The organism is Acinetobacter sp. 40AMC3-4 (assembly GCF_049898185.1).
Lineage (GTDB): Bacteria > Pseudomonadota > Gammaproteobacteria > Pseudomonadales > Moraxellaceae > Acinetobacter.
Map to the genome: position 1 here is coordinate 24,156 of NZ_JAFCXG010000003.1, position 26,350 is coordinate 50,505.

The following is a 26,350-nucleotide window of genomic DNA, read 5'->3' on the forward strand; positions in this document are numbered from 1 at the left end:
GTCAGAAATAAAAGATATACTTCAAAACAGACAAATGATGGTGTTATTCAGGCAATTTCGGTGATGCATAAAAAAATCCAAGCAGATTCAGCTTCGCTCAAGCAACTTCCGACCCATGATCTGATTAAAGCACCTCTGTGGATCAGTTTCAGGGAAGATCCTGCGCAATCTGTTTATCCGCTACATGGCCATGCCTGGGGAGAATTTGTCTATGCTTTTCATGGCGTGATGGAAGTGAATATTAATCATATAAATTATGTGACGCCTTCACCTCACGGCATCTGGCTCCCACCGAATTTAGAGCATCGTGGTCTGAACCGTACCGCAGTTTCTCATGGCACTCTGTATGTGCATGAATCACTTTGTAGCCAACTGCCCACTCAACCGGGCATCCTGCTCAGCGCCCCCTTGGTCACTGCTTTATTTACCCACCTGAAACAACTACATCAGCAAGATCATCCGGGATTCGAGAATTCAGCTGAATATCAGCGTCTGCTACAGGTGCTGCTTGATCAGCTCCAGCAAGCCCAACTGGTCAGCAGTTATCTACCGCATTCAGAACATGCATTGCTGAAACAGATTTTAGATTATTTACATCAGCATCCGGCAGATCAGAGCTCGCTGCAGCAACTGGCCGAACGCGTCAATTTAACCGAGCGGACGCTAGCCCGATACAGCCAGAAAGAATTGGGAATGTCACTACATGAATGGCGGCAACGCCTGAAAGTGATGCAGGCCATGTCTTTATTAAATGCAGCGCATAGTGTCGAGAGCATTGCCTTTGATCTGGGCTATGCCAATGCCTCGGCATTTATCAGCATGTTTAAACGCTGGATGGGAAGCACCCCAGATCAGTTTCGCAAGCGTTATACTGTTAATGAATAAAATGATGCATATGAAAAAGGAGCCCATTGGCTCCTTTAATTTAAAATCTTGGTTATTTCACAAAAGTCGTCCAGACATAATCCTGAGACTGCCCCTTCAGCGTCATTTTCAGTTGATCGCCTGAATGCAATGCCGCAACGCCTGCCGGGGTACCGGTCATCACCACATCGCCTTCTTCCAAAGTAAAGACCTGACTGATGTCAGCCAGCAAGGTCGCAATATCAAATATCAATAAAGCGGTATCACCTTTTTGACGTAGCTCATCATTGACTTGCAGTGTGTAATGCACATCTTTCCAGTCAGTGACTACATCGGCGACAGGTACCCAATCCGACAACAGACAAGAGCCATCAAAGGCTTTGGCACGTTCCCAAGGCTGGCCTTTTTTCTTGAGATCATCCTGTAAATCACGCAAAGTTAAGTCCAGACCTAAAGTCACCGCACCCACAGCTTCAAGTGCTTTCACAGGATCGCTTTCTTTGCTTAAAGTCCGGTCAATACGCAAACTCAGTTCACATTCATAATGGCAATTGCCCCATTCCGGATTCCACTCAATGCCTGCTTCGAGCGAACTTAAGGCACTCGGTGGCTTGATAAACAATACCGGACGATCAGGGATCGCATTGCCGAGTTCTTTGGCATGATCGGCATAACTGCGACCCACACAAACGATTTTGGATGGACGTGTGCTCATGATCAAAACTTCCCTTTTCCTTTTATAGATATCTGAATTATTTTTTAAATGTATGCTCGAACATACTCTGTTCAGTGCCGTCCTTAAATGCACGCTTCGGCACAATAACCACGGTACGGTTTTTCAATTCCAGCATATAAGTCAGTTTACCAACAGCAAAATTCTGCACTTCGCTATATGGCACCAGCTTGCTACGATCATTGGTAAAAATTTCCGCATAGTCCTGATACAAATCAATACCCTGTTCGCTTTTACCAAACTGATATTTAACAAACTGGCGTTTAAACATCATCGGCAGGAACCAGTAACGCATGATGCCTTGCAGTATCAGGAAGAATGCACCCAAAGCCACGTAATAACGTCCAACGCCATCAAAGCCCATCGAGAAACCCCAGACGATGATCCCGATACTGACCAGAGGCGTCAGAAAACGTGAAATCTGCTTTTTACCAAACGTTGCCAGGGCAAAACCATCCTGAGATTCTTCTAAAGTCAGAAAATAACGGGTCGATAAAGTCGGTGCTGACTCAGTCATAGCATCACATCAAAAATAAAATCTTGCCCAATACTATACCAAAATATCCATAGCGCTTATGGCCTGTCGCATCAATTACATAACTTTGCTTTGGAAATACGTGCATTTGGTTTTAAATAAACAGCAATTAAAACAAAAAATACGCAACAGGATGTTGAATGAAAGAATTAAAGCAATGCATGCTCATCGGTGTTTGTTTGGCAGTTTCTGTCCCAGCACTGGCCAAGATTATTCCCTGGAATGCCGAAATACCAAGCAGTCTGAGTGCTTATCAAGGCAATGCCCAGCAACTGGCAGAATTAACCGGCGAGCGGATTCTGATTTATGCGCATCCAACCAGTAAAACCCAGCTTCCCACCTTAAACAGTAATGCAGCCAGCAAGACACAGTTTTATAGTGCGGCTGTGGTATTACCGGTAGCTGAAGCTCAGGTCGAAAAATTGCTGCGCCATTATCCGAATTATGTCGGCCTGTTTCCGACCTTAAAGTCGGCCAAAGTGCTGGAGCAGCAGGGTTCGATTCAGCAGGTTAAATATCAGGTTCATATCCCGACCCCGATTCCAGTCTTGAACTTTAAAGAAACCGTAGTGATGCAGCATCATCTGGGTGAAAACAGCATCAGCACCTTAATTATTGATGCGCCAATTCCCTATGGTGCGGGAAAACTGGAATGGTTTGCACTGGGTCCGCATAAAACGCTGGTGACTGTCACCCAATGGGGCGACCTGAATCAGCCCAAAGGCTTTTTATTCAGTAAAATCCTGAATGCGCTGCCTGAAGCCAAACTCGGCATTCCGCCGAGTACCAATGCATTTCTACTGGAAGCACTACAACAGCGCTTTGAAACCGATCATACAGCGGCACTAGCAACTCCAATTCCGCAGATGAGATTCAACCCTCAACAGCTACAAAAAATTGCCCAGATCAGCCAAAAATCTGGCCAACCAGTCAGTTTCATTTTGCCGAACTATCAGATTAAAGAAGGAAAAGCCTCAGAAAATTTAAGATTTAGCAGCACCTATCAATATTTTGCGCATCCGGTCGAAAAATTGCGGCCGTGGTTGGCTGCTGAAGCAACCCAGCAACTTTTCCCCCGGCAGATCAAGAAAGTCGAACTCAATTCGGTCAATACTCAGAATATAGATGCCAACTATAAGGTGTCGGTGGGTTTGGGTGTGATTCAAATTCCATTTAATTTCAAGATGCGTTTTTACCAGCCTGATTCCCTGCAAAACCAGTTTAATGCCAATGGTGGCGACTTGAAGTTTGTAAAAGGTGGCATGCGCTTATTGCCGCAGTCACAAGGTACCTTATTTCAAATTACCAGCAGCATGAAAATTCACGATCAGGCGTCGTTCTTATTAAGAGCCATGCGTAGCATGCCCTATCATGATATTTTACCAGCAGTGGGTGGTAATACCGTTTATGCACTGAAAGTGCAGCAGAAATTAAGATGAGCAGGAAGCAGAGAGTTATTGGTTTTTTATATGAAAAATAGTTAAAAATCACAGACGTAAAAAAACCGCATCAACGTGCGGTTTTTTCAGAATTCTTATCAAGATTGGTGCGCTCAGAGAGATTCGAACTCCCGACCCCTTAGTTCGTAGCCAAGTGCTCTATCCAGCTGAGCTATGAGCGCGACGTCTTGATGGGGTGCATTATACGAGCTTTTTCAGTCTTGTTAAGTGTTTTTTAATAAAATCACAACTGAATGTACAGTAATTAAACGATGTATCAAAATTTATAGTTTTCTGCTGAAAATTTCTGCGGATTTAGAGCTAAAAACACTTAATTAATTCAATCAAGAGGCTTGTATTTTCCAAAAATTCCATCACTACGCAATGGGTCAGCCTTAAGTATTCTTAACCAGGTATTCAGCCAGAATAGAATTCAAATATAAAACGACCATCATCCTTGTACACTTTATCACTCGCCTATTGTTCCAGTCTTTACTTCTCCTGCCCTTTGATAATGCGTAAACACAATACCATTTGAGCTGGCCAGATGATCTATCAATTGAAAAGCGGCGGGTATTGATTCATGGCTAAACAGGCCTTTGCCAACACCGAGTATAATTGGAAAAGTCAGCAGACGAAGTTCGTCCACAAGCTCATATTTGAAAAGTGTCTGTACCACTGCAGCACTACCATACACGCGAATATCCCCCTCTCCCGATGCTTTAAGATTGATTATCTCATCAATGCTTTTCAGAAAAAGGGTATTTTGCCAGTCGGAATGCTCCAGACTAGTAGAAAGAATATATTTATTGACGTCATTGATTCCCGGCCAGTCTTCAGTATGTGTGGGCCAGTAAGATTCAAAAATCTGAAAAGTATGTTTCCCTAAAAGAATATCGGAGGGCTGCATCCATTTTTGCATAATGACATCAAATGCCGGATCAGGTTCCGCATTAAAATACGGCGCCACCCAGCCACCATATTGAAAGCCACCAGATATATCTTCTTCTGGGCCGCCGGGCCCCTGCATCACGCCATCGAGGGTCAAAAACTCCTGGACAATGATTTTTCTCATCACGACTGCCTTTATTTTTATTCACTCGCCTGAGACTTATTTTTAGCATGTAATGTCTGGTGTTTCTGTAAATTTTAGACACAAAAAAACCGCAACATGTGCGGTTAATTGTTCAAGTTGGTGCGCTCAGAGAGATTCGAACTCCCGACCCCTTAGTTCGTAGCCAAGTGCTCTATCCAGCTGAGCTATGAGCGCGTAACTTGTGTGCCTAGGTTGGCAATACGTTTTTTTGCTTAACTTACTTGGTGCGCTCAGAGAGATTCGAACTCCCGACCCCTTAGTTCGTAGCCAAGTGCTCTATCCAGCTGAGCTATGAGCGCGCGACATAAGTAAGCGTGGCGGTGAGAGAGGGATTCGAACCCTCGATACAGTTACCCGTATGCGTCCTTAGCAGGGACGTGGTTTCAGCCACTCACCCATCTCACCGTAACGTGCGGCCATAATACAAATTTCGGCATGGCACTGCAAGCGCAGCATCAAAAAAAAGTGCATATTTTTGCTCGTTTAAATACTTTTTAAGCAATTCCTCGATTTTTCGTGCATTTTGATGGCAAAAAAACTGCATAAATTTCCAGTTATCGAAAATTAACAGAAAATTGAAAACTTAAATGGATTATTGCAATCATTTACGTGCAGTCTGCGCACACATGTTTTATGCTAAACCTATCTCCTAAGATAAATTTAAAGACATGATGAAAAACTGGGTCGATCCTGAAGCAAAAGCTGAAGCCGAACGTTATGACAACCCTATCCCTAGCCGCACGCTCATTTTAGAAACCATCGAAAAGAACAATGCCCAGTCCCATGCAGACCTGGTCGAACATTTTGAAATTGCAGATCAAAAAAGTATTGATGCCCTAAGCCATCGTTTAATTGCGATGGTGCGTGACGGGCAACTGATGAAAGACGGCTACAAGTTTCAGATTGCCGTCGAGCAACCTGAATCCGAAGCGACGGTTTATATCAATTCCCGGGGGATGGGAACTGCCAACATTTCCGGCCAGGACGACTTATTATTGGCTGAGCGTGAACTGCGCCTGGTCTTTAATGGTGACCGCGTTAAAGTGCGTCAGACTTCGGTAGACCGTAAAGGTAAAGCCTGGGGCTATATTACTGAAGTTGTGCAGCATCGTGTCAAACAGATCATTGGTAAAGTGTCAGAATATGATGGTGAATACTTTATCCAGCCAGCCAACCCAAATGCGCATCAGCCAATCACCCTTGAAAAAGAACTGATCGAACATGCCCAGGCTAATCTGGGTGACTCTATTCGTGTGGCGATTGATACCTATCCGACCCGTGAAGAATTCGCGACTGGACATATTGTGCAGTCCATGGCAGACAAGGCCGATACTGAAATCATTATTCCACAAACCATTTTAGAATATGGTTTGCCTTATGAATTCCCGGAAGAAGTGGTTAAAGAAGCCGAGAGCTTTAAAGAGCCAACGGCCAAAGACCGTGAAGGTCGTGTGGATCTACGTGATTTAGCCTTGGTCACCATTGATGGTGAAGATGCACGTGACTTTGATGATGCCGTTTATGCCGAAAAACGTCCGGGTGGTGGCTATCGTGTGGTCGTGGCCATTGCCGATGTCAGCCATTATGTACGTCCAGGCAAACCGCTAGATGATGAAGCGCAGGAACGCGGGACGTCAGTCTACTTCCCGCACTTCGTTTTACCGATGCTGCCTGAAGCATTGTCGAATGGCCTGTGTTCGTTAAATCCGAACGTTGACCGCCTATGTATGGTCTGTGATTTAAAACTGTCACGTGCTGGCCGAGTCACCGGTTTTGAGTTCTATCCGTCTGTCATGCATTCCAAGGCACGTTTGACCTATGATCAGGTCGCACAGTATCTGGAAGGTGACAGCCAGGCGATTACCGAAGATCGCGAAGTTCGCAAGTCGATCAACACCCTGTTCCAACTTTATCAAGTTCTTAAAAGTTTACGTGCTGAACGCCATGCCATGGAATTTGAAACTGTTGAAACTTACATGACCTTCGACGAACTGGGCGGAATTAAAGAAATTCTTCCACGCAGCCGTAATGATGCGCATAAGCTGATTGAAGAGTGTATGTTGCTGGCCAACGTGGCAGCCGCAGAATATGCATTGAAAAATGAAATGCCAATGTTGTACCGTGTGCATGAGCCACCAGAGTTCTCACGTATCCAGAAAGTCCGTGACTTCGTCAAGCTGCTGGGTTTGAATTTCCCGGAACAGCCGACTCAGAAAGATTATCAGGCGGTGATTGAAGCGACCAAAGAACGGATTGATGCACCAAGTATTCATGCGGTGTTATTACGCTCCATGATGCAGGCTTATTATGGCGCGAGTAATGCAGGCCATTATGGTCTGGCTTATGAAGCCTATACACATTTCACTTCACCAATTCGCCGTTATCCGGATTTGTTATTGCATCGCGCAATCAAAGCGCATTTAAATAACAAGCCATCTCCACTTTCAGGGGGTGCTTTAGATGAAGCTGGTGACCATTTCTCAGCGACAGAACGTCGTGCAGATGAAGCATCACGTTCGGTGACGACCTGGTTGAAATGCCATTATATGCAGCAGCATCTGGGCGAAGAATTTATCGGTATCATCAGTGCGACGGCAGAATTCGGCCTGTTTGTAACGTTAAAAGACCTGTATGTCGATGGTATGGTGCATGTCAGCCAGCTAGGCGACGACTTCTTCGTCTTTGATCAAAGCAGCCAGAATCTGATCGGCCAGAACCGTGGTCAGGTCTTTGGGCTGGGCGATGAAGTCAAAATCAAGGTTGCCGGTGTAAATCTGGAAGAGCGCAAGATCGACTTTGAACTGGTGCAACAACTCAGCCATGCTGGCCGTGCAGTTCGTGCCCGTGCACCACGCGTAAGTGAGAAAAAACCAGTATCACGTCCAGCCGCGACAGAAGAAGTGTTCGGCAACAATGAACGTGAATCTAAATCCAACCTGAGCGCCGATGGAGAACAGCCCATACGACGCAAAAAAGGAAAAGGAAAACCCAGCTCTTACAGTAAAAAGTCTGCTAAACCATCTGCAGGAAAGTCTGAAGCAAAGGTTAAAGATAAAGTAAAGAAAAAGGCCAAGGTCAAAAAGAAAAAGTCGAATGCAAAAGCCAAGACTGAATAATTTTTGATGGTTTAAAAAGAGCGCTACGGCGCTCTTTTTTCTTTTAAACCTTATCCAGAATAAATACGATTAGAGTAAAAATACTTACCGCATCGAATCATCAACTTAGATCAGTCTGATCAGGTACCTTCCCTATTTCTAAACAAAACTGACAGGAAAACTGCCTCCTATTTTGATCTACACTCAAGCAGTGAAATTCAAAGATCTGCAAAGACATATTTCCTATTTCTTTGAAACAGACTATGGAATTCTGCCTATTCTTAAACTATCTGTTTCGGAGTTTCAGCGAGCAACACCAATCAGTTGAACTATAACTCAACATTAGTAAAAGTAGCTTGGACATCATTGTGAACGAGATTGAATAAATCTCGATACCTCCTGCTTCAGAATAAATCACCGGTCAAGCTTGATTTCTCGATCAAGAAGCCTTACTTCTAGAACTAACACTGAAAATTAATTTGGCAGACCGACATGACTTTAGAAAAGGCAACTTTGCCTGTTCCGCAATTTGATCAGATTACGCTGGCTGAGCTAAAACAAAAGATTGAAAGCTGTATTGCTGAGGGGCAAAAGTTCCTAAATGAACTCACCGAAACACCTACTTCAGTACAGGAGCAGCTGACTACACTGGAACATGTCGACACGCTTGAAAACAATATGAGTGAGTCTTGGGGCATCCTGTCGCATTTAAATGCCGTGATGAACAATGCCGAAACCCGTGATGTCTATCAAGCACTTTTACCGGGTCTTAGCGAATATTATACGCAACTGGGTCAACATACGGCGCTCTATCAGACCTATCAGCATATTTATGATGCGTCGATTTATAATGAACTGCCGGCAGCGCAGCGAAGCGCCATTAAACTGGCCTTACGTGACTTCAAACTGTCTGGGGTGGCGTTAGAGGGTGAAGCGAAAAAACGTTATGCGGAAATTTCGGCACGTCTGTCCCAATTATCTTCCGACTTCTCCAACCATGTGCTAGATGCGACTCAGGCCTATTTCAGACCGCTAAATGAAGATGAGTTAGCGGGTCTATCTACCAGTAATATTGAGCTGTTAAAACAATATGGTCAGCAACGTGAACTGGATCAACCGGTGGCTACGCTGGATTTCCCGTCTTATCTGGCGATCATGACCCATTCAGAAAATCGTCCTCTGCGTGAAGAACTCTATAAAGCTTATACTACCCGCGCGTCAGATCAGGCTGAACAGAGCGAGTTTGACAATACTGCATTGATCGAAGAAATCCTCAGTCTGCGTCTGGAAATGGCAAAACTGCTTGGCTTTAATAATTATGCGGAATTGTCCTTAGCCAGTAAAATGGCACCGAGTGTAGAGGCAGTAGACGAATTTTTGCGTGATCTGGCAGAGCATGCCCGCGCACCAGCAGAACAGGAAATTGCTGAACTGAAAGCGATTGCTGCTGAAGATGGCATCCGTGACCTACAACCGTGGGACAGTGGCTATTATTCTGAAAAGCTGAAAATGCAGCAATTTAATTTGTCACAGGAAGCGCTTAAACCTTACTTCCCTGCACCGAAAATCCTGCAAGGCCTGTTCAGTATTGTTAATCGTCTGTATGGCATTCAGGTGATTGAACGTGAAGCGCCTGTATGGCATCCGGATGCACGTTATTTTGAATTAGAAGATCAGGGTCAGGTGATTGGCGGTTTCTATTTTGATCTATATGCACGTCAGGGCAAACGTGGCGGTGCATGGATGAGCGGTTTCCGTTCCCGTATGCAGACCAGTGATGGCTTGCAAAAACCGATTTGTTATATGGTCGGTAACTTTACTCCACCCGTCGGTAATCGCCCTGCACTGCTGACTCATGATGAAGTGATTACCCTGTTCCATGAATTTGGTCATGGCCTGCATCATATGCTGACAGAAGTGGACAATATTGCGGTAGCAGGTACCCATGGCGTGGCGTGGGATGCCGTTGAGCTGCCAAGCCAGTTTATGGAATTCTGGGCATGGGATCAGGAAAGTCTAGATCTGCTCAGCGAGCACATCGAAACCCAAGAATCCTTGCCGGCTGAACTGCTCAAGGCCCTGCTCGATGCACGTTTCTTCCAGTCTGGCATGCAAACCCTGCGTCAGCTTGAATTTGCCCTGTTTGACCTGAGTATTCACCGAGCCAATCCGGCTTTAAATGCAACACAGGTTCAGGCTACTCTGAATGAGATTCGTGAAAAGTATGCGGTCCTACCGACCACCGACTATAACCGTTTCCAGCACAGCTTCAGTCACATTTTTGCCGGTGGTTATGCAGCAGGATATTATTCCTATAAATGGGCCGAAGTTTTGGCCAGTGATGCCTTTGACCGCTTTGAAGATGAAGGTATTTTTAATACCACTACCGGAAAGCAGTTTCGGGAAAATATCCTCGCAGTTGGCGGAAAAGACACAGCACTTGACGCATTTATCAATTTCCGCGGACGCGAGCCAAAAATAGATGCATTGCTGCGTCATCAAGGTTGGACGAACCCCTCTAAAAACGCTTAAACTAGCTTTTTAAGTTGATCACAAGGTGAGTATGATGACCATTAAACGTCGTTTCATTGCAGGCGCAAAATGTCCAAAATGTCAGGCGTTAGATCGCGTCGTCATGCTGACCTCTGGTGAAGATGAATGGATCGAATGTATTGAATGTGGTTATGAAGAAAATCGTCCCACACATGTTGATCAACCAGAAACACCAGCTGTTCCAGATGAAGTTGGCGTGATTCAGTTTAAACCTCGTTCAGTAAAATAAAAATCAAGGTTCAAGCTATGTCAGTAGAACAAAGAAATAACCCCAAACTTTTAATGGGGATTATGGGGGCTTTAGTTACTGTCGTTGCATTGGTATTGCTATATCAGTGGTTGAATGCCTCTTCCGATGAAGCGGAACGCATGCATCAGGAAGATATCGCGGCTGTTCCGACAGCAAAACCTGCGGTGAAAACTGAAGAAGATACGGCGGCAGCGAAAGCAGCTGAGGCGATCGAAGCTAAAGCACTGGTATCAGACCAGCTGTTAGATGCACCGGTGCCGGAGAATGCCAGTTTGGCCAAAGAAGAAGTGGCTAAATTAGATGATATCCAAGTTCAGCTCAATGAACAAAAAGCCACACTGGATGCGCAGCATAGCGATGCCGACCAGTTGATTCAACTGAAAGAGGAACAGATCCAGTTACTTGAAGCACAACTTGCTCAAAGCCAGTAAATCTCGACAGCATTTCAGCTAGAATATCGTCAGATCTTCTAGCTCAGTTGTTTCCATGTCTGCCCCAGCCGCTCCGCATCTGCTTAAAGCCATTCTGTTACTGACCTGCTCTGCTTTTCTCTTTTCAGTCATGGGCGTCTGTATCCGTTATGCCTCAACAACAGTTGATAATGCTACCGTGGTTTTCTTTCGCAATTTTGTTGGGCTGTTTATTTTCCTGCCTTTCATTTTCAATAAAGGCATTGGTTTTTTCAAAACTGAAAAACTATGGATGCACACTTGGCGCGCAGTGGTCGGCCTGACTGCCATGTACGGCTTTTTCTATGCCATCGCGCATTTAAAACTCTCCAATGCCATGGTCTTTACCTACTCTTCCCCGATTTTTATTCCTTTGATTGCCTGGCTATTTCTCAAGGAAAAAATCACCACAAGCATGTTAGCCGCAGCTCTGATTGGTTTCATCGGCGTACTCTGTGTCGCCAAACCAGATTCGGGTCTAATTAACCTGATGTCGGTCATTGGCTTGAGTGCCAGCTTTCTGGCGGCGGTGGCCTTTGTCACGGTTCGGGCACTGACTAAAACTGAGTCTCCGGAAAAAATCGTGTTTTATTTCTGCTTTATTGGCACCCTGATTTCAGTGATTCCGATGTTCTGGCTATGGCGACCTTATACCCTGACAGAACTCAGCTATCTGATTACTGCCGGCATCCTGGCCAATTTCAGCCAATTGTTTATGTCAAATGCCTACAAGCTGGCTCCGGCAGGATAGATTGGACCGGTCAACTATGTGGCGATTTTCTTTGCCGGCATGTGGGGCTTTCTGTTCTGGCAGGAAGTTCCGGACCTTTATAGCCTGATTGGGCTGGGGCTGATTTTCTGTGCGATTCTACTGTGTAGTCCAATTCTGCAAAAACGCCTGAATTCATCCAAAATTTGATTAACGAATTTAAATCAAATAAATAAAAAAGCACCCGAAAGTGCTTTTTTATTGCTTTTTTCTTATTGATACCAGCCGAACAGCTTAAAGATATAAGGCACATAGGCAATGATCAGCATCGCAGGCAGCAATACTATCACTGGTAAAATCCAGCGTTCATAACGGTAGTAGAAAGACAAGTGTCGTACTTCTGCATCCGCCTCGGCCACTTCGGCATCGCCAATCGACTGTCTGGCCAGCAGATGATTTAGCGCAACCGGTGGCGTCACATAACCCAGCTCAAAACCAATCAGGGTAATCATCCAGAAATGTACTGGATGAATGCCGTATTGATAGGCCACTGGAGCCACGGTCGCCGAGATCAGAATCACCGCGCCAAATGGATCCATGATCATCCCGACAAAAATCATCAAGCCGACAATCAGGGAAATCACCAGAATGGTACTGCTGATGTCGGTCGGGAAGGCTTCCATAATTTCAATACGTTCCAGCAAGCCACCCACACTCACCGAAAGTGCCATCAGAATGACCAAGGCACCAATATGGCCCACCGTCTCACTGGTCGAAATATGCATAGACTTCCAGAAACCGACATTACGCAAAATTTCAGTCGCTTTTGAACGCTGCACAGTATGATCAACAGCCAATTCTTTGCCTGGTTGTTCACTATGTTCAGCCTCACGATATTCTGCATTGGCTGCGGCACCGGCTGTCGCCAGTTCAGGTGCCGATCTTGAGTTTAAAGTTGCGGTCAAAGTTTCATCCCAATGCCCCACTGCCGGCAACGGCGCAGGTTCATGACGCAACTTGTCGAACAAGACAATCATCAGCAGAATGACTGGCATCATCACTGGTGCGGTAAATTCATTCAGGTCAGTCGACAAGGCATATTTATAGAATAACCAGATCAGAATGAAAATCACGATATATGGAATAATCGCAATGAAGGCGCGACCGGATTGAGGAGCAGCCACAATAGGTGCAGCAATCCGGAATTTGTTTTCTGCAAAGAACAGGGAAATTACCAGGAATAAAGTCGAACTGAGCAGGAAGACATAAATCCCGTAGTGATAGAGTAAGTCGGTGGTCACTTCTTTATTCAGTGATGCCACCACGACAATCAGCAAGCAAGGACGTAAAACCACGCCCAGTGAACCAGACATTGCAGTGGCGGCCAATGCAAACTGACGGCGTCCGCCCGCATTCCAGACTTCCTTGTAAATAATCGCACCTGCGGCAATTACGAAAATCCCTGATGCTCCGGTATAGGCGGTCGGTAATGCAGCTGCCAGCAAGATTAACCAGGTCAGGGTTTCAGGGGCCAGATTCCATGGACGCAGAATATTCAGGAACATGTCCACGACACGGGTCTGTTTCAGCAACATACCGACCCAGATAAACAAGGCCAAATTCAGAAAGATACTAGAAAACTCCACCAATTGACCGAGGTAAATCCCCTGTCCCATTGGATAGTCCATAAAGAAAGTGAAGTTTATCCCGGTAGTAATGGCCATATAGGCATATAGCGGTACACTCAGAAAGGCCAGACCAAAACTGCCACCCTCACGTGTTGGTTTTGGTTGTTTGATCACCTGATACAAGCTGATCAGGGTGAGTGCGCTGAACAGAATCATCCACAACCAGTAGATGTATTTCATCTCCCCCATCGGCACGCCCGAGTTCAATACGGACTGATATTGGCTATAGGATGAAAATGCCAGGAAAGCATTAGCGACCAGCATGGCGACCGAATAAACTTTAAAGTCGATACGCGTGCTCGGGCTACGCAAGCCAATATGATGGGTTTTTAGAGTGGCACTGATCGCAGCAAAGACCACCATGATGACCAGAAGCAAAGCCCGGTTTTCCGTACCAAACTTGAAGATGCCAAAGAAAGAAGTTTCAAAGGTCCGATAAGCCCGAATACTTGGATGTGCTTGCACATGTTGAATGGCTTTATCATAAAACAGGTAGGATTCTTCACAGACCTGCTGTGCCTGTAACACCGCAGCACGGACATCCGCTTCCGAACGCACCCCGAAGAAGTCGGCATAATCATCGGCTGCATCGGCTTTTATCTGCTGCTGAACGCGTTGATCGACATTAATATTGCGTTCACATTGTGGACGCGTCGGCTCAGCCCTTAAAAATGAATATTGCATTCCTGTTGCCGGATCGCCGTAAATACGCTCCCCCATACGCAGCAACTGGCCGTGAATCATTTCCCCGGTGCCAATAATCAAAGTGAGCAAAAGTAAAACCAGCACGACGAAGGTCGAGATCCACTCTGTCCATATATAACGCAACAGACCTAATCCTGATCTGTTTTGATCATTATTTTGCATGTGTATTCCTATTTTTATTTTAGCGGCCTGATGCTTGGTCTAGGACGCTGATCTTCCCTTCTGCCTAGAAAATTCCTTTTCAAAGGTCAGGATCTTTATTCTATGTTTTGACTTTGCATGAAAATTGGCACAATAAAAATGACAATTTATATTTTCTTTTTGTATTTTCTGCCAAGTAAATTATTTATCTCTGCACTTTAATTATCCCGAAAATAATTGCTCACAATATAGATCAGCGCCAGAATCACGCCCCAAATCACCCCAAGTAAATGTGCCTCAACCAAAACCGGACTACCGATCAGCTGCGCCATTCCGACATTGCCAATGGTGTTTTCCCAGACCAGTTTGGCAAAAATCAAAAATAATACCAGCGCCGCAAAGCCGCGTTCCCGCTTATACAGCAAATGTACACAGGCTACGGCGACATAGGCACCATGCAGCACGCCCGACAGGCCAGCATAGGCTTCAATATTGGGTAAGAAAAAATAAAAGCTTAAACTGATCAACGGTGGCAAGATCAGCAAAATGGCACAGAAATGCCAGACGGTAGCGCGTGGAAAAATGAAAGGTAAACAGATAAAGGCGAGAATGTTTAGAAAGTAATGAATCCAGCTCACATGTACCCAGTGCGCTGTCCAGAGTCGCCAGAATTCACCCAGCAGACTCTCTTGCCAGTAGATAAAATGATCCTGAAAAATTTGCAGACATGCAGAGAGAGAGACAAAAGCCGCTAGAAAAATAATTTTTCGTCGAAAATGTTGATCTAGCATCGGCCTGTTGTCCTCCCTGACCATCTAATTTGACTTCATCCCTGAAGCTTCATGCATAGTATCTGCATTACAGATCCGCACTGAACAGATCATCGAGCTCGGAAGAACTGTCGGATTCATCCCAGAAACGTTGCATGCCATCATCGCCACTACGTATACCAGTATTTTCTGTCCAGTAACGATCTGATATGCCACTGACCATAATCGCGGCCATGCTGTCAATCAGCTTGAATTGCGGATTTACCGGTTTTTCCTCCGTACGGGCCTGAGCAAAGGTTTTCAAGGCATCCCGAACTTTGGCATCATCGCCACTGGCCTGAGCCGCTACGGCATACAAGGCATGAGATAAACGTACACCTTTTTGCTCACCAATTTGTGTAGATTGTTTTAATGTTTGGTAAGGGTCAGGCTTGCCTTCCCCTGCGCCTGGCAACAAAGTCCAGATCACCGCACGGGTGGCATTCGGCGCACCCCAGAATTTCGCGTTATCCAGACACACCATGCCACGCTCGACCACGGCAGCAATATCTTTCGGTACATGCACTGCACCACCCGAGTTAATATCATTGGTCATGGCCTGCAAGCCACTGAGCATACCCAACAGATAAACCGTTTGCTCGATATCACTGTTCATGCGTGGGCATTCTTCACCCAGGGCTTTTTGGTATTTCTTTTCATAACGGCTCTGGAACAGTTGATAACCGGTATATTGACGCTGTGCTGCCAGTGCCGCCCAGCGCTTCTGCTCGATTCGGGCATCTTGAGCTTCTGCCACCTGATTGGTTTTTGAAGCACGTAAATAGCGTAACTCGGCTTCCAGCGCTTTTTGCTCGGCACAAATACCGGCAGCCGAATACATCAGCACGGCCACCCGTGTTGGATCCGCCCCCATTTCTTTGGTCGCCATAATGGCCGGCGTTAAAGAATTCCCTGAATTACACACCATTTCAGCATCATCCATCGCTAAAATCGGCGGTACAATATGGTTTTCGGTGAAACCCAGTGCAACATTGGCACCGGTTTTAATGACCTGAGAACACCCCGTCAAAACTGTTGTTGTTATTGCAATGGTCGCCATACCTTGGCATATTTTACGGACGTCTGACATTTTCCTGTCCTCTATAATTGTGATTATGTCCATCTTTCTGCTAAAGATATCAGAAGCATTTTGTGAATAAAAGAGTATTTACTCTAATTTAGACGAGACACTTTGCCATTAAATAGCCGCGCTGCAATTGACTGTATTTAGAAGAATACCAAATTTTGGGCAAAAAAAAGTAGCATTGCGACGGTTCAGCACATGCTACTTATTAACTGTACAAGCAGAAAAATAATAAACCCTGCTTGATTAAGATGAAAATTTATCCTTCAACACTGTCCCGAGTCGTCCGATCACCAGCGTTAAAACAATCGCTACGATCAGAAACATCCATACTGGAAATTCCATTAAGGTCTCCCGTAGTTGCTGTTGGGGAGTTAAATGTACAGGCTAAAAATAAAACATAGGGAATAAATTGTCAGACAATTTCTCTAAGTCATGGATTAACCTTGATTTCTGTCTGACAATAAAAATAGGAATTTGGTCTAAATATTTGTTTTATTAGCATTTTAATTAAATCATTAAAATGCGTTTGTTTTACAACTAAATTAATTTAGTCAATAATTTTAAGGATTTCCATTGTTTGAAGGGCAATTGATCACACCAGATCAATAAAGGTCGCGCCTTGGCATGCTGAAAATACACCACAATATACGCCTGATGATCAATTACGTGACTAATACATACCCGACGGGTCGGTCGTGCTTTGGTAGTCAATGACCATTCACGTCCATCCAGATATTCAAACTGCTCAATCTGTGGTGTCTTGCGGTAAAACAGCTGATAAATCACCAAGCCTATGACAGCGCACACTGCCCAAAGTGCAATCGGCAATAACTGATACAACAGATACATCAGCAGTGCAAAAATAAAAAGCTGAAACGCCAATGCACAGAGACTGCGTTTCAGCTTAAAGCAACGATTATCCATGAACGTAAAATTTAAGCTTCTTGATAAAATCTTTTAGTTCAGGACGCGGCGGCTCAGACACTTCCATAAACCAGTCCAGCAAATCCGGGTCTTCCTGCTCAACCAGCTCTGCAAACATCTGTTTTTCGAAAGGCTCAGCATTCAGGTAATGGTTTTTTACGTAGGGATCAAAATATACATCCAGTTCTTTTAGACCACGACGCGCACGATAAATCACTTTGCGCTCTTCTAAGCTGATGTCATCAGTCATCGAATTTCCCCAACTCGTTATAAACCCGAATAGTTTACCTGAAGCGCTGGCTGAATTTCGAGGGATTTCATAGAAATGACCAAAAGCATCAGCAGATTGAAGTCATTTGAACATTCCGCTCATTGCTGCTGATCTTGGCATGGCCTAAGTTAAACCAAACAGATCAAAATAAGGAATAACAAGATGCAATCTGCAGCCATTCGCCCACTCGCTCCGATGCTGCCGCGCCAACTCTTTACTGCCGAACATGAGGCTTTTCGCGAGACGGTACGTAAATTTTATGAGAAAGAAGTCATTCCACATACCGAGCGTTATGAAAGCCAGCAGCATGTAGATCGAGAGCTGTGGAATAAAGCCGGTGAGCTTGGATTGCTCTGCGCTACCATGCCTGAGGAATATGGCGGCTCTGGCGTAAACCGGTTGTATAGCATGATTTTGATTGAGGAACAGGCCTATGCCGGAGATTCAGCGACTGGGTTTTCGCTACATTCGGATATCGTCGCCAATTATCTGCTGAACTTTGGCAGTGAAGCTCAAAAACAGCAATGGCTGCCGAAAATGGCGTCTGGAGAGGTCGTCACCGCAATCGCCATGACCGAACCGGGAACTGGCTCTGACCTGCAAGCAGTGCGGACATCTGCTGTATTGGATGGCGACGACTATGTGATTAATGGTTCCAAGATTTTTATTACCAATGGCTATCTTTGCGATATGACGATTGTGGTATGTAAAACGGGCAATAATGACAAAGGTTCGGCCAATCTGTCATTGATTATAGTCGAAGCCGACCAAGCTGGATTTAGTAAAGGCAAGCCGCTGAATAAAATTGGCATGAAAGGTCAAGATACCTGTGAACTGTTCTTTGACAATGTTCGGGTTCCGAAAGAAAACCTGCTCGGTCCGGAAGGCATGGGTTTCATGATGCTAATGAAAGAACTAGCTTGGGAACGCCTGATTGTAGCGATTATCTGTCAGGCAGGTGCTGAAGCCGCTTTTGCCCACACAGTAAAATATACCAAGGAACGTCAGGCTTTTGGCAAGAGCATCAGCCATTTTCAAAATACCCGCTTTAAACTGGCAGAACTACGTACCGAGATCGATGTGTGCCGCGCTTATCTGGATCGCTGTATGCAGCTGCAACTCAAGCACGAATTAGGCGTAGATGCCGCTGCTGCGGCCAAATACAAGATTTCAGAAATGTACAGCAAAGTCGTAGATGAATGTCTGCAACTGCATGGTGGTTATGGTTATATGCTGGAATATCCAATTGCCCGGGCTTATATCGACAACCGTGCCAACCGGATTTATGCGGGTACCAATGAAATTATGAAAGAACTCATCGCCCGTTCAATTTAAAATGGATGCATAAAAAAGGAGTCTCTCAGGACTCCTTTTTCTGTATGCAAAAATATAAATTTAAGAGACCAAACGCGGTTTATGCTTTAAAGCATTGCTGTTTTTTCTAAATTTCAGCACCCCATCTTCAAACGAAGCCTGCTTGAGTTCCTTGCGGTCTGCCAGATAATTATTGCTGACTTTCCATGGAGCATGTTTACCCTGCTTTGGCATCACGTCTGCAGCTCGGGCAATATAACCCGAACTAAGACTACCCATGACGGTATCCTGAAGCAATTCACTCTGATCTCCCTGAGCAATCACCTGCGCATAACCTTGCTGATCCATATAGTTCAGCAGACGGCAAATATACTCAGCTGCAATGTCGACTTTAAGCGTCCAGGAGGCATTGATATAGCCAATAATCAGCGCCATATTCGGTATATCACTGACCATGATGCCTCTATACAACATATGCTGTGAGGTATCGATAGGCTGACCATCCATCGTCGCCTGAATCCCGCCAAGAATTTGAATATTCAGACCGGTGGCAGAGACGATAATATCAGCATCCAGATGTTGACCTGATTTCAGCTGAATTCCCGTTTCGGTAAAGGTTTCTATCTGATCCGTTGCAACTGATGCCTGCCCTTCACGTAAAATTTTAAACAGATCCCCATCTGGCACCACACACAGACGCTGATCCCAAGGTTCATAATTCGGGGTAAAGTGCTTCATGTCCACTTTACCTTTTAGCTGAAGTTGCACCGATTTAAGCAAAAGCGATTTTAATAATTTTGGCTGTTTCTGTGCCAAAGCATAAATCCCGCGCTGCATGCCGATATTACGCGCACGTGTCAGCTTGTAAGCGACCTCCTCGGGCAGATATTTACGCATTTTTGAATAAATAAAATCGACCGAGGGTACAGAAGCAATATAAGTTGGGGAACGTTGCAACATGGTGACATGCCCTGCTCCACCTTTCACCATCGCAGGAACCAAGGTAATCGCGGTCGCACCACTGCCAATGATGACCACTTTTTTGCCTTTATAGTTTAAATTTTCCGGCCAATGTTGCGGATGAATAAATTTACCTTTGAATGCATCTTGATTTGGAAACTCCGGCTGAAAACCCTGATCATAATTATAATAACCGGTACAACCGAGTACAAAGTTGGCGATCCAGATCTGCTTCTTACCGTGTGCATCCTCGATCTCTACTGACCATTTGCAGGTTGTAGAATCATAATTGGCACTTAAGACCCGATGCTGAAAATGGATTTTCGGCTGTAGCTTAAACTCATCCACCACTTCAGTCAGATAATTTTTGATGGATGCGCCATCGGCAAGCACGCTTTCTTTCTTCCAGGGTTTGAAATTAAAACCAAAAGTCGACATATCCGAATCAGAACGGATTCCCGGATATTTAAACAGGTCCCAAGTTCCACCAATACTTTCACGGCGTTCAATAATCTCAAAAGAGCGTTGCGGACAATGTTTAGAAAGATGCGCTGCCAGACCAATCCCCGAGATCCCCGCACCCACGATTAAAATATCTACCTGCTTTTCCATCTTGTTCTTTTACCTAAGCGATGCTATCTGTTTTTATTAAATCACAAAACTGACAATACACAATGTCAAGTTCATTAAAAAGCCACTATTTTTTTATCTTTTGAGGCCAGATCAGTTATCTGAAACTCAATCACTTTAAATTAAAATATACAGGCATTAAAAAAGGCCGGTTTATTCAACCGACCTTTTCGAACAACTTGCGTTATTCTTCACGAAATTAGTTAACTTCGCGATCTACTAGCTCAACGTAAGCCATCGGTGCAGCATCACCTGCACGGAAGCCCGCTTTAAGAACACGTAGATAACCGCCGTTACGCTCTTTGTAACGAGGGCCAAGAACGGTAAATAATTTACCAACAGTTGCTGCTGAACGAGTACGAGCAAACGCCAAACGACGGTTTGCTACTGTATCGTTTTTAGCTAAAGTGATTAAAGGCTCAGCTACACGACGTAACTCTTTTGCTTTAGGCACAGTTGTTTTGATCAACTCGTGCTCGAACAAAGAGTTAGCCATGTTTTGGAACATCGCTTTACGATGACTGCTTGTACGGCCTAATTTCACACCACTATTACGATGACGCATGGTGATAGTCCTACTTAATTAACGGCTACGATAGGCGAAACGATCGTCCATACGGAGACTAGCCGGTGGCCAGTTCTCTAAACGCATGCCGAGTTGTAAGCCTTTAGAAGCCAGAACATCTTTGATCTCAGTAAGCGATTTTTTACCCAAGTTAGGAGTTTTAAGCAACTCAACTTCGGTACGCTGTACAAGATCACCAATGTAGTAAATGTTTTCTGCTTTCAAACAGTTAGCAGAACGAACAGTTAGCTCTAGATCATCTACTGGGCGAAGCAAGATTGGGTCAACTTCTTCACGAGGCTCTTGAGCAACAGGTGCTTGATCTTTCTGAAGGTCAACGAAGATCGCAATTTGTTGCTGCAAAATAGTTGCAGCTTTGCGGATCGCTTCTTCAGGATCTACAGTACCGTTAGTTTCAAGATCAATGATCAGTTTATCAAGGTCAGTACGTTGTTCTACACGCGCGTTTTCCACGGTGTATGAAACACGTTTGATTGGGCTGTAAGACGCATCTAACTGCAAGCGACCCACTGGGCGAGTTTCGCCTTCAGGGAAGCGTGAATCAGAAGTCTCGTAGCCACGACCTTGAGCCACTTTCAGACGCATTTTCAATGAGCCTGAGGCACTTAAAGTACCGATCAAATGTTCAGGGTTAACCACTTCAACATTATGAGGTAAACGAAGGTCAGCCGCAGTTACGTCGCCTGCACCTTGTTTCTCTAATGTTAAATAAGCTTCATTTTGATCGAACAGCTTAATCGACAATCCTTTTAGGTTCAGCAAGAGCTCGACGATGTCCTGCTGCAAGCCTTCCAAAGTACTGTACTCGTGCTCGACCCCTTCAATCTCAACTTCTACCACAGCTGCGCCAGGTAGAGAAGAAAGAAGGATGCGACGTAAAGCATTACCAAGAGTATGACCAAAGCCACGCTCTAATGGTTCTAGAATAACTTTTGCCGAGGTCCCGCTTGCCGCTTCGACCTTGATCGCTTGCGGAGTTAGAAACTCATTTGCAGTACGCGTCATATTGCTTCCTCAAGGATTATTTAGAATACAATTCTACAATCAAGCTTTCGTTGATTTCAGCAGGTAAATCAGAACGATCCGGTGCAGCTTTGAACGTACCTTCTAATTTAGAATGGTCAATTTCCATCCAAGAAGGCATGCCACGTTGAGTAGCTAACTCAATTGCGTTTTTGATACGTAATTGTTGCTTAGCGCCTTCGTGAACTGCGATCACATCACCCGCTTTAACTTGGATAGACGCAATGTTAACACGACGGCCATTCAAAGTGATGCTACGGTGAGATACTAACTGACGAGCTTCTGCACGAGTAGAACCGAAACCCATACGATAAACAACGTTATCAAGACGGCTTTCAAGTAGCTTCAACAGGTTTTCACCAGTTGCGCCTTTAACACGAGCAGCTTCTTTATAGTAGTTACTAAATTGACGCTCTAAAACACCGTACATGCGACGTACTTTTTGTTTTTCACGTAATTGTAGTGAGTACTCAGATTGTTTACCACCACGAGCCCCGCCGTGTTGGCCAGGAACTTTCGCATGTTTTTTTGTCTTAACATCAAACGGTTTAACGCCTGATTTAAGTTGCAGGTCTGTCCCTTCGCGACGAGAGAGTTTGCATTTTGGACCAATATAACGAGCCATGAATGTTTCTCCTTACACGCGACGTTTTTTAGGTGGACGGCAACCGTTGTGCGGGATTGGCGTCACATCGGTAATGCTGTTAATTTTATAACCCACTGCACCTAAAGCACGAACCGCAGATTCACGACCAGGACCAGGACCTTTTACAAGGACGTCCAAGTTTTTCAAACCGTAGTCTAAAGCAGCTTTACCAGCAACTTCAGCAGCTACCTGAGCAGCGAACGGAGTTGATTTACGTGATCCACGGAAGCCTTGTCCACCTGAAGTGGCCCAAGCCAGTGCATTACCTTGACGATCGGTAATAGTCACAATGGTGTTATTAAAAGAAGCGTGAATGTGTGCGACACCTTCAGAGACGGTACGAGTGACCTTCTTGCGTGCGCGAGTATCTTTAGCCATCTTTTAGCTTCCAGAAATCTTATTTCTTAATAGGTTTGCGCGGACCTTTACGGGTACGAGCGTTAGTTTTGGTGCGTTGACCGCGGACAGGCAAGCTGCGACGATGACGAAGACCGCGGTAGCAGCCTAAATCCATTAAACGTTTAATGTTCATGGAAATTTCGCGACGTAAATCACCTTCGGTCGGAACCTTAGCAACTTCTGCACGAATCGCATCAAGCTGAGCGTCATCTAATTCACGGATCTTAGTAGTTGGAGCAATACCAGCAGCAGCTAAGATAGCTTTTGAAGTATGGCGACCAATACCAAAGATATACGTTAGAGAGATAACAGCGTGCTTGTTATCCGGAATGTTTACACCGGCAATACGAGCCATTCAATTTTCTCCAAAAAGGCAGTAGATAATCAACCGCCCCACAAAAATCTTGAGGGGCGGATAATAACCTAATTCGCCTACAGAAATCAACAGGTCTTAATCAGATTAACCTTGACGCTGCTTATGACGAGGTTCTGCGCTACAAATTACGCGGATAACCCCATTACGACGGATAACTTTACAGCTACCACAAATTTTCTTAACAGAAGCTTGTACTTTCATGATGAAACCTCAAGTGCGCTTATCCCTTAGGATGAGCAGTCGTTTTTCTCATTAACGTTTGATTATCGTATTGGTGCGAAGTGAGGTGTGATTGCAGCTGAGCCATAAAGTCCATCACTACCACCACAACAATCAGCAAAGAGGTACCACCCAAATAGAATGGAATACCAAATGAACTTTGCAATACCATCGGCATCAAACAAATGACTGCGATGTAAATCGCGCCAATAAATGTCAAACGATTGAGAATATGATCTAAGTAACGAGCAGTTTGCTCACCTGGACGTATACCAGGCACGTAAGCTCCGCTGCGTTTCAAGTTCTCTGACACTTCTTTAGGACTAAATACCAGTGCTGTATAGAAGTAACAGAAAAAGATAATTAACGCACCAAAGAGCACCAAATACAACGGCTGACCAGGCGACAATACCAATGCTACATCTTGCAGGCTACGCTTAATAAATCCAGCATTTGGATCTGCACTACCCACCCACTGACCTAAGCTCGCAGGGAACAAAAGTAATGAGCTGGCAAAAATTGCCGGAATCACACCCGCCATATTAATTTTTAATGGCAAATGTGTCTGCTGTGCAGTAAATACACGACGACCTTGTTGTTTTTGAGCGTAGTTTACCGGAATACGACGCTGCGCTTTCTCGATAAACACGATCGCTGCCAAAACACCCAGAGATAACAAACCAAAAATTACCAAGCCAATCAGGCTGGTCTGGCCATTATCTACAGAGGAGAAAGATTGCATAATCAGATTAGGCAATCCGGCAACAATACCCGCGAAGATGATCATGGAAATACCATTTCCCACCCCACGCTCGGTAATCTGTTCACCCAACCACATCAAGAACATGGTCCCCGCAACCAGTGAGGTTACTGCAGGAACATAAAAAGCCAAACCAGTATTCAGGGTAATCCCCTGACTGATCAGGCCTGCACACATACCTATCGCCTGTACCAGCGCTAAGAATAATGTACCTTGTCGTGTGTATTGATTAATTTTACGTTTGCCTTGCTCGCCTTCTTTCTTTAAAGCTTCCAGCGAAGGAACCACAGTTGACATCAACTGCACGATAATCGACGCAGAGATGTATGGCATGATCCCGAGAGCAAGAATAGACATTCGTTCTAATGCACCACCAGAAAACATGTTAAACAAACCAAGGATGGTACCTTGGTTTGCATTAAACAAGTTTTCTAACGCAGCATTATTGATGCCTGGTACTGGAATATGCGCTCCTAGTCGAAACACCAACAACGCACCAATGAGAAACATCATTCGACGAATAATTTCACGGTATTTCACATGAAATGGTTGGCCTTTCATCATGTTGACATGACCTGAAGAACTAGGAGTCATAGACACTGGGGATTACTCCTCGACTTTGCCGCCAGCAGCTTCAACAGCAGCTTTAGCGCCTTTAGTCAATGCAACACCTTGAACAGTGAATGCACGAGTAATTTCACCAGAAAGTACGATACGAGCACGGATCATGTCTTTACGTACAACGTTCGCAGCTTTTAAAGTTTCAAGAGACACGATGTCGCCTTCAACTTTAGCAAGCTCAGATAAACGTACTTCAGCAGTTTTCAAAGCCAATTGGCTAGTGAAGCCGAATTTAGGCAAACGACGGTAAAGTGCTGTTTGACCGCCTTCGAAACCTGGACGAGTACCACCGCTCTTACGTGAGTTTTGACCTTTGACACCACGGCCACCGGTCTTACCAACGCCAGAACCGATACCACGGCCTAAACGAAGGTTATCACGTTTAGCACCTTCTGCAGGTGCAATTGTATTTAAACGCAGAGTCATGGCTTATTCCTCTACACTAACCATATAGTAGACTTGGTTGATCATACCACGGTTAGAAGGTGTGTCTAACACTTCTACAGTATGACCAATACGACGCAGACCTAAACCTTGCAGGCTAAGCTTGTGATTTTTCAAGCGGTGCGATGCAGATTTAGTCTGGGTAACTTTAATCGTTTTCATGATTGATTACCCTTGAATTTGTTCTACTGAAAGACCACGTTTCGCAGCAACCTTTTCAGGAGTAGTCATATCACGCAAACCATTGAAAGTTGCGTTTACTACGTTAGCAGCGTTAGTAGAACCACGGCATTTAGTCAACACGTTACGTACGCCTACAGCTTCTAGAACTGCACGCATAGCGCCACCAGCAATTACACCTGTACCTTCAGAGGCAGGCTGCATGAATACGCGGCTAGCGCCGTGACGTGCATGAATTGGGTGCTGTAACGTACCATCAACAAGGTCAACAGTAATCATATTGCGACGAGCAGCTTCAAGTGCTTTAGAGATAGCAGCTGGAACTTCACGTGCTTTACCACGACCAAAACCTACGCGACCATTACCATCACCCACAACAGTTAATGCTGTGAAAGAGAAGATACGACCACCCTTAACAACTTTGGCTACACGATCAACGGCAACCAGCTTTTCAACAAGACCTTCGTTTTGTTCAACTTTAGCCATGATTAGAACTCCAAGCCGTTTTCACGAGCAGCATCAGCCAAGGCTTTGATACGACCATGATATTTAAAACCAGAACGGTCAAATGCAACTTTAGTAACACCAGCTGCTTTAGCGCGTTCTGCGATTAAAGCACCTACTTTTTGAGCTGCTTCAACGTTACCAGTTGTACCCGCACGTAGAGTAGTGTCTAAAGTAGAAGCTTGCGCTAATACTTTGCCACCATCTGCAGAGATAACTTGAGCATAGATGTGACGCGGAGTGCGGTTTACACACAAACGAGTCGCACCCAATGCACGGATGTGCAAGCGTGTGCTTTTCGCACGACGCAAACGGGATTGTTTCTTTTCGTTCATAAGAA

The 26,350-nt window shown here is 44.9% G+C and carries 27 protein-coding genes, 4 tRNA genes and 1 pseudogene; 8 read left to right on the forward strand and 24 right to left on the reverse strand.

Annotated features, from left to right (window positions below; genetic code table 11):
- The first annotated feature begins 63 nt into the window (after positions 1-63).
- The gene (locus ACP7BU_RS04920) at positions 64-885 is read left to right on the forward strand and encodes an AraC family transcriptional regulator (RefSeq protein WP_005108619.1); all 822 of its coding nucleotides are present in this window, start codon (positions 64-66) and stop codon (positions 883-885) included.
- 52 nt (positions 886-937) lie between these two features.
- Here the strand turns inward: ACP7BU_RS04920 and ACP7BU_RS04925 are convergent, their stop codons facing one another.
- Together ACP7BU_RS04925 and ACP7BU_RS04930 are read right to left on the reverse strand one after the other, a co-directional pair.
- On the reverse strand, positions 938-1,579 hold the full coding sequence (locus ACP7BU_RS04925; RefSeq protein WP_005108618.1) for a fumarylacetoacetate hydrolase family protein: 642 nt from the start codon (positions 1,577-1,579) through the stop codon (positions 938-940).
- 37 nt (positions 1,580-1,616) lie between these two features.
- Positions 1,617-2,114 carry a YcxB family protein gene (locus ACP7BU_RS04930; RefSeq protein ID WP_191111874.1) on the reverse strand — a complete coding sequence of 166 codons (498 nt, stop codon included), beginning with the start codon at positions 2,112-2,114 and terminating at the stop codon, positions 1,617-1,619.
- A gap of 158 nt (positions 2,115-2,272) precedes the next feature.
- Here ACP7BU_RS04930 and ACP7BU_RS04935 point away from each other — a divergent pair, with 158 nt between their 5' ends.
- The gene (locus ACP7BU_RS04935; RefSeq protein ID WP_425879510.1) at positions 2,273-3,571 is read left to right on the forward strand and encodes an SRPBCC family protein; all 1,299 of its coding nucleotides are present in this window, start codon (positions 2,273-2,275) and stop codon (positions 3,569-3,571) included.
- Between the two features lie 105 nt (positions 3,572-3,676).
- Here the strand turns inward: ACP7BU_RS04935 and ACP7BU_RS04940 are convergent.
- The 5 genes from ACP7BU_RS04940 to ACP7BU_RS04960 all read right to left on the reverse strand — a co-directional run bounded on the left by ACP7BU_RS04940 (position 3,677) and on the right by ACP7BU_RS04960 (position 5,072).
- Positions 3,677-3,753 (reverse strand) — tRNA-Arg (locus ACP7BU_RS04940).
- A 287-nt stretch (positions 3,754-4,040) separates the two neighbouring features.
- Positions 4,041-4,646 (reverse strand): dihydrofolate reductase family protein, encoded by a 606-nt coding sequence (locus tag ACP7BU_RS04945; RefSeq protein ID WP_191111872.1) that lies wholly within the window; start codon positions 4,644-4,646, stop codon positions 4,041-4,043.
- 118 nt (positions 4,647-4,764) lie between these two features.
- Positions 4,765-4,841: transfer RNA gene (locus tag ACP7BU_RS04950), tRNA-Arg, on the reverse strand.
- Between the two features lie 48 nt (positions 4,842-4,889).
- A tRNA-Arg gene (locus ACP7BU_RS04955) sits at positions 4,890-4,966 on the reverse strand.
- A 16-nt stretch (positions 4,967-4,982) separates the two neighbouring features.
- A tRNA-Ser gene (locus tag ACP7BU_RS04960) sits at positions 4,983-5,072 on the reverse strand.
- Positions 5,073-5,335: 263 nt separating this feature from the next.
- Between ACP7BU_RS04960 and rnr the strand changes: the two genes are divergently transcribed.
- From rnr to ACP7BU_RS04985, 5 genes and pseudogenes are all read left to right on the forward strand, one after another.
- Positions 5,336-7,783: a ribonuclease R gene (rnr, locus tag ACP7BU_RS04965; protein WP_425879507.1), complete on the forward strand. Its 2,448-nt coding sequence runs from the start codon at positions 5,336-5,338 to the stop codon at positions 7,781-7,783.
- Positions 7,784-8,239: 456 nt separating this feature from the next.
- A complete protein-coding gene (locus ACP7BU_RS04970) occupies positions 8,240-10,294 on the forward strand; it encodes a M3 family metallopeptidase (protein ID WP_425879546.1) in 2,055 nt (684 codons plus the stop codon).
- A 40-nt stretch (positions 10,295-10,334) separates the two neighbouring features.
- Positions 10,335-10,544, forward strand: a complete 210-nt coding sequence (locus ACP7BU_RS04975) for a YheV family putative zinc ribbon protein (RefSeq protein WP_171054337.1) — start codon at positions 10,335-10,337, stop codon at positions 10,542-10,544.
- Between the two features lie 17 nt (positions 10,545-10,561).
- Positions 10,562-10,996 (forward strand): hypothetical protein, encoded by a 435-nt coding sequence (locus ACP7BU_RS04980; protein ID WP_425879505.1) that lies wholly within the window; start codon positions 10,562-10,564, stop codon positions 10,994-10,996.
- 55 nt (positions 10,997-11,051) lie between these two features.
- Positions 11,052-11,933, forward strand: a pseudogene (locus ACP7BU_RS04985) (DMT family transporter).
- A gap of 62 nt (positions 11,934-11,995) precedes the next feature.
- Here the strand turns inward: ACP7BU_RS04985 and ACP7BU_RS04990 are convergent.
- The 5 genes from ACP7BU_RS04990 to ACP7BU_RS05010 all read right to left on the reverse strand — a co-directional run bounded on the left by ACP7BU_RS04990 (position 11,996) and on the right by ACP7BU_RS05010 (position 17,327).
- Entirely contained in the window at positions 11,996-14,278 is a 2,283-nt protein-coding gene (locus tag ACP7BU_RS04990) for a TRAP transporter large permease subunit (RefSeq protein WP_425879503.1), read from the reverse strand.
- A 197-nt stretch (positions 14,279-14,475) separates the two neighbouring features.
- The gene (gene rrtA, locus ACP7BU_RS04995) at positions 14,476-15,048 is read right to left on the reverse strand and encodes a rhombosortase (protein WP_005263745.1); all 573 of its coding nucleotides are present in this window, start codon (positions 15,046-15,048) and stop codon (positions 14,476-14,478) included.
- A 67-nt stretch (positions 15,049-15,115) separates the two neighbouring features.
- On the reverse strand, positions 15,116-16,156 hold the full coding sequence (locus ACP7BU_RS05000; RefSeq protein WP_004281480.1) for a hypothetical protein: 1,041 nt from the start codon (positions 16,154-16,156) through the stop codon (positions 15,116-15,118).
- Positions 16,157-16,690: 534 nt separating this feature from the next.
- Entirely contained in the window at positions 16,691-17,077 is a 387-nt protein-coding gene (locus ACP7BU_RS05005) for a hypothetical protein (RefSeq protein ID WP_004281482.1), read from the reverse strand.
- A complete protein-coding gene (locus ACP7BU_RS05010; RefSeq protein WP_004281484.1) occupies positions 17,070-17,327 on the reverse strand; it encodes a succinate dehydrogenase assembly factor 2 in 258 nt (85 codons plus the stop codon). The genes ACP7BU_RS05005 and ACP7BU_RS05010 overlap by 8 nt, the downstream gene beginning before the upstream one ends.
- A gap of 183 nt (positions 17,328-17,510) precedes the next feature.
- Between ACP7BU_RS05010 and ACP7BU_RS05015 the strand changes: the two genes are divergently transcribed.
- Positions 17,511-18,683: an acyl-CoA dehydrogenase family protein gene (locus ACP7BU_RS05015; RefSeq protein ID WP_425879500.1), complete on the forward strand. Its 1,173-nt coding sequence runs from the start codon at positions 17,511-17,513 to the stop codon at positions 18,681-18,683.
- A 60-nt stretch (positions 18,684-18,743) separates the two neighbouring features.
- Here ACP7BU_RS05015 and ACP7BU_RS05020 read toward each other — a convergent pair whose 3' ends face one another.
- From ACP7BU_RS05020 to rplR, 12 genes are all read right to left on the reverse strand, one after another.
- On the reverse strand, positions 18,744-20,234 hold the full coding sequence (locus ACP7BU_RS05020) for a flavin-containing monooxygenase (RefSeq protein WP_253137920.1): 1,491 nt from the start codon (positions 20,232-20,234) through the stop codon (positions 18,744-18,746).
- Between the two features lie 217 nt (positions 20,235-20,451).
- Positions 20,452-20,817: a 50S ribosomal protein L17 gene (rplQ, locus tag ACP7BU_RS05025; RefSeq protein WP_004281488.1), complete on the reverse strand. Its 366-nt coding sequence runs from the start codon at positions 20,815-20,817 to the stop codon at positions 20,452-20,454.
- Positions 20,818-20,835: 18 nt separating this feature from the next.
- Positions 20,836-21,843: a DNA-directed RNA polymerase subunit alpha gene (locus ACP7BU_RS05030; protein ID WP_004281489.1), complete on the reverse strand. Its 1,008-nt coding sequence runs from the start codon at positions 21,841-21,843 to the stop codon at positions 20,836-20,838.
- Positions 21,844-21,859: 16 nt separating this feature from the next.
- Entirely contained in the window at positions 21,860-22,486 is a 627-nt protein-coding gene (gene rpsD / locus ACP7BU_RS05035) for a 30S ribosomal protein S4 (RefSeq protein ID WP_004281490.1), read from the reverse strand.
- Between the two features lie 12 nt (positions 22,487-22,498).
- A complete protein-coding gene (gene rpsK, locus ACP7BU_RS05040) occupies positions 22,499-22,885 on the reverse strand; it encodes a 30S ribosomal protein S11 (RefSeq protein WP_004281491.1) in 387 nt (128 codons plus the stop codon).
- Between the two features lie 19 nt (positions 22,886-22,904).
- Positions 22,905-23,261: a 30S ribosomal protein S13 gene (gene rpsM / locus ACP7BU_RS05045; protein ID WP_004281492.1), complete on the reverse strand. Its 357-nt coding sequence runs from the start codon at positions 23,259-23,261 to the stop codon at positions 22,905-22,907.
- Between the two features lie 105 nt (positions 23,262-23,366).
- Complete coding sequence (gene rpmJ, locus ACP7BU_RS05050; protein WP_000867907.1) at positions 23,367-23,483, reverse strand: 50S ribosomal protein L36; 117 nt, start codon at positions 23,481-23,483, stop codon at positions 23,367-23,369.
- A 19-nt stretch (positions 23,484-23,502) separates the two neighbouring features.
- Complete coding sequence (gene secY / locus ACP7BU_RS05055) at positions 23,503-24,822, reverse strand: preprotein translocase subunit SecY (protein ID WP_171054339.1); 1,320 nt, start codon at positions 24,820-24,822, stop codon at positions 23,503-23,505.
- A gap of 45 nt (positions 24,823-24,867) precedes the next feature.
- Positions 24,868-25,308, reverse strand: coding sequence for a 50S ribosomal protein L15 (gene rplO / locus ACP7BU_RS05060; protein ID WP_004281494.1), 441 nt, complete (start codon positions 25,306-25,308; stop codon positions 24,868-24,870).
- Between the two features lie 3 nt (positions 25,309-25,311).
- Positions 25,312-25,488: a 50S ribosomal protein L30 gene (gene rpmD / locus ACP7BU_RS05065; protein ID WP_004281495.1), complete on the reverse strand. Its 177-nt coding sequence runs from the start codon at positions 25,486-25,488 to the stop codon at positions 25,312-25,314.
- Between the two features lie 6 nt (positions 25,489-25,494).
- Positions 25,495-25,992 carry a 30S ribosomal protein S5 gene (gene rpsE / locus ACP7BU_RS05070; protein ID WP_004281496.1) on the reverse strand — a complete coding sequence of 166 codons (498 nt, stop codon included), beginning with the start codon at positions 25,990-25,992 and terminating at the stop codon, positions 25,495-25,497.
- A 2-nt stretch (positions 25,993-25,994) separates the two neighbouring features.
- Complete coding sequence (gene rplR / locus ACP7BU_RS05075) at positions 25,995-26,345, reverse strand: 50S ribosomal protein L18 (RefSeq protein ID WP_005101200.1); 351 nt, start codon at positions 26,343-26,345, stop codon at positions 25,995-25,997.
- Positions 26,346-26,350: the final 5 nt, after the last annotated feature.

What these genes read in the sequence shown, in the direction of transcription:
- ACP7BU_RS04920 (WP_005108619.1), top strand. Translation starts at nt 64, where the DNA reads ATGCATAAAAAAATCCAAGCAGATTCAGCTTCGCTCAAGCAACTTCCG.
- ACP7BU_RS04925 (WP_005108618.1), bottom strand. Translation starts at nt 1,579, where the DNA reads ATGAGCACACGTCCATCCAAAATCGTTTGTGTGGGTCGCAGTTATGCC.
- ACP7BU_RS04930 (WP_191111874.1), bottom strand. Translation starts at nt 2,114, where the DNA reads ATGACTGAGTCAGCACCGACTTTATCGACCCGTTATTTTCTGACTTTA.
- ACP7BU_RS04935 (WP_425879510.1), top strand. Translation starts at nt 2,273, where the DNA reads ATGAAAGAATTAAAGCAATGCATGCTCATCGGTGTTTGTTTGGCAGTT.
- ACP7BU_RS04945 (WP_191111872.1), bottom strand. Translation starts at nt 4,646, where the DNA reads ATGAGAAAAATCATTGTCCAGGAGTTTTTGACCCTCGATGGCGTGATG.
- rnr (WP_425879507.1), top strand. Translation starts at nt 5,336, where the DNA reads ATGATGAAAAACTGGGTCGATCCTGAAGCAAAAGCTGAAGCCGAACGT.
- ACP7BU_RS04980 (WP_425879505.1), top strand. Translation starts at nt 10,562, where the DNA reads ATGTCAGTAGAACAAAGAAATAACCCCAAACTTTTAATGGGGATTATG.
- ACP7BU_RS04990 (WP_425879503.1), bottom strand. Translation starts at nt 14,278, where the DNA reads ATGCAAAATAATGATCAAAACAGATCAGGATTAGGTCTGTTGCGTTAT.
- rrtA (WP_005263745.1), bottom strand. Translation starts at nt 15,048, where the DNA reads ATGCTAGATCAACATTTTCGACGAAAAATTATTTTTCTAGCGGCTTTT.
- ACP7BU_RS05000 (WP_004281480.1), bottom strand. Translation starts at nt 16,156, where the DNA reads ATGTCAGACGTCCGTAAAATATGCCAAGGTATGGCGACCATTGCAATA.
- ACP7BU_RS05005 (WP_004281482.1), bottom strand. Translation starts at nt 17,077, where the DNA reads ATGGATAATCGTTGCTTTAAGCTGAAACGCAGTCTCTGTGCATTGGCG.
- ACP7BU_RS05010 (WP_004281484.1), bottom strand. Translation starts at nt 17,327, where the DNA reads ATGACTGATGACATCAGCTTAGAAGAGCGCAAAGTGATTTATCGTGCG.
- ACP7BU_RS05015 (WP_425879500.1), top strand. Translation starts at nt 17,511, where the DNA reads ATGCAATCTGCAGCCATTCGCCCACTCGCTCCGATGCTGCCGCGCCAA.
- ACP7BU_RS05020 (WP_253137920.1), bottom strand. Translation starts at nt 20,234, where the DNA reads ATGGAAAAGCAGGTAGATATTTTAATCGTGGGTGCGGGGATCTCGGGG.
- rplQ (WP_004281488.1), bottom strand. Translation starts at nt 20,817, where the DNA reads ATGCGTCATCGTAATAGTGGTGTGAAATTAGGCCGTACAAGCAGTCAT.
- ACP7BU_RS05030 (WP_004281489.1), bottom strand. Translation starts at nt 21,843, where the DNA reads ATGACGCGTACTGCAAATGAGTTTCTAACTCCGCAAGCGATCAAGGTC.
- rpsD (WP_004281490.1), bottom strand. Translation starts at nt 22,486, where the DNA reads ATGGCTCGTTATATTGGTCCAAAATGCAAACTCTCTCGTCGCGAAGGG.
- rpsK (WP_004281491.1), bottom strand. Translation starts at nt 22,885, where the DNA reads ATGGCTAAAGATACTCGCGCACGCAAGAAGGTCACTCGTACCGTCTCT.
- rpsM (WP_004281492.1), bottom strand. Translation starts at nt 23,261, where the DNA reads ATGGCTCGTATTGCCGGTGTAAACATTCCGGATAACAAGCACGCTGTT.
- rpmJ (WP_000867907.1), bottom strand. Translation starts at nt 23,483, where the DNA reads ATGAAAGTACAAGCTTCTGTTAAGAAAATTTGTGGTAGCTGTAAAGTT.
- secY (WP_171054339.1), bottom strand. Translation starts at nt 24,822, where the DNA reads ATGAAAGGCCAACCATTTCATGTGAAATACCGTGAAATTATTCGTCGA.
- rplO (WP_004281494.1), bottom strand. Translation starts at nt 25,308, where the DNA reads ATGACTCTGCGTTTAAATACAATTGCACCTGCAGAAGGTGCTAAACGT.
- rpmD (WP_004281495.1), bottom strand. Translation starts at nt 25,488, where the DNA reads ATGAAAACGATTAAAGTTACCCAGACTAAATCTGCATCGCACCGCTTG.
- rpsE (WP_004281496.1), bottom strand. Translation starts at nt 25,992, where the DNA reads ATGGCTAAAGTTGAACAAAACGAAGGTCTTGTTGAAAAGCTGGTTGCC.
- rplR (WP_005101200.1), bottom strand. Translation starts at nt 26,345, where the DNA reads ATGAACGAAAAGAAACAATCCCGTTTGCGTCGTGCGAAAAGCACACGC.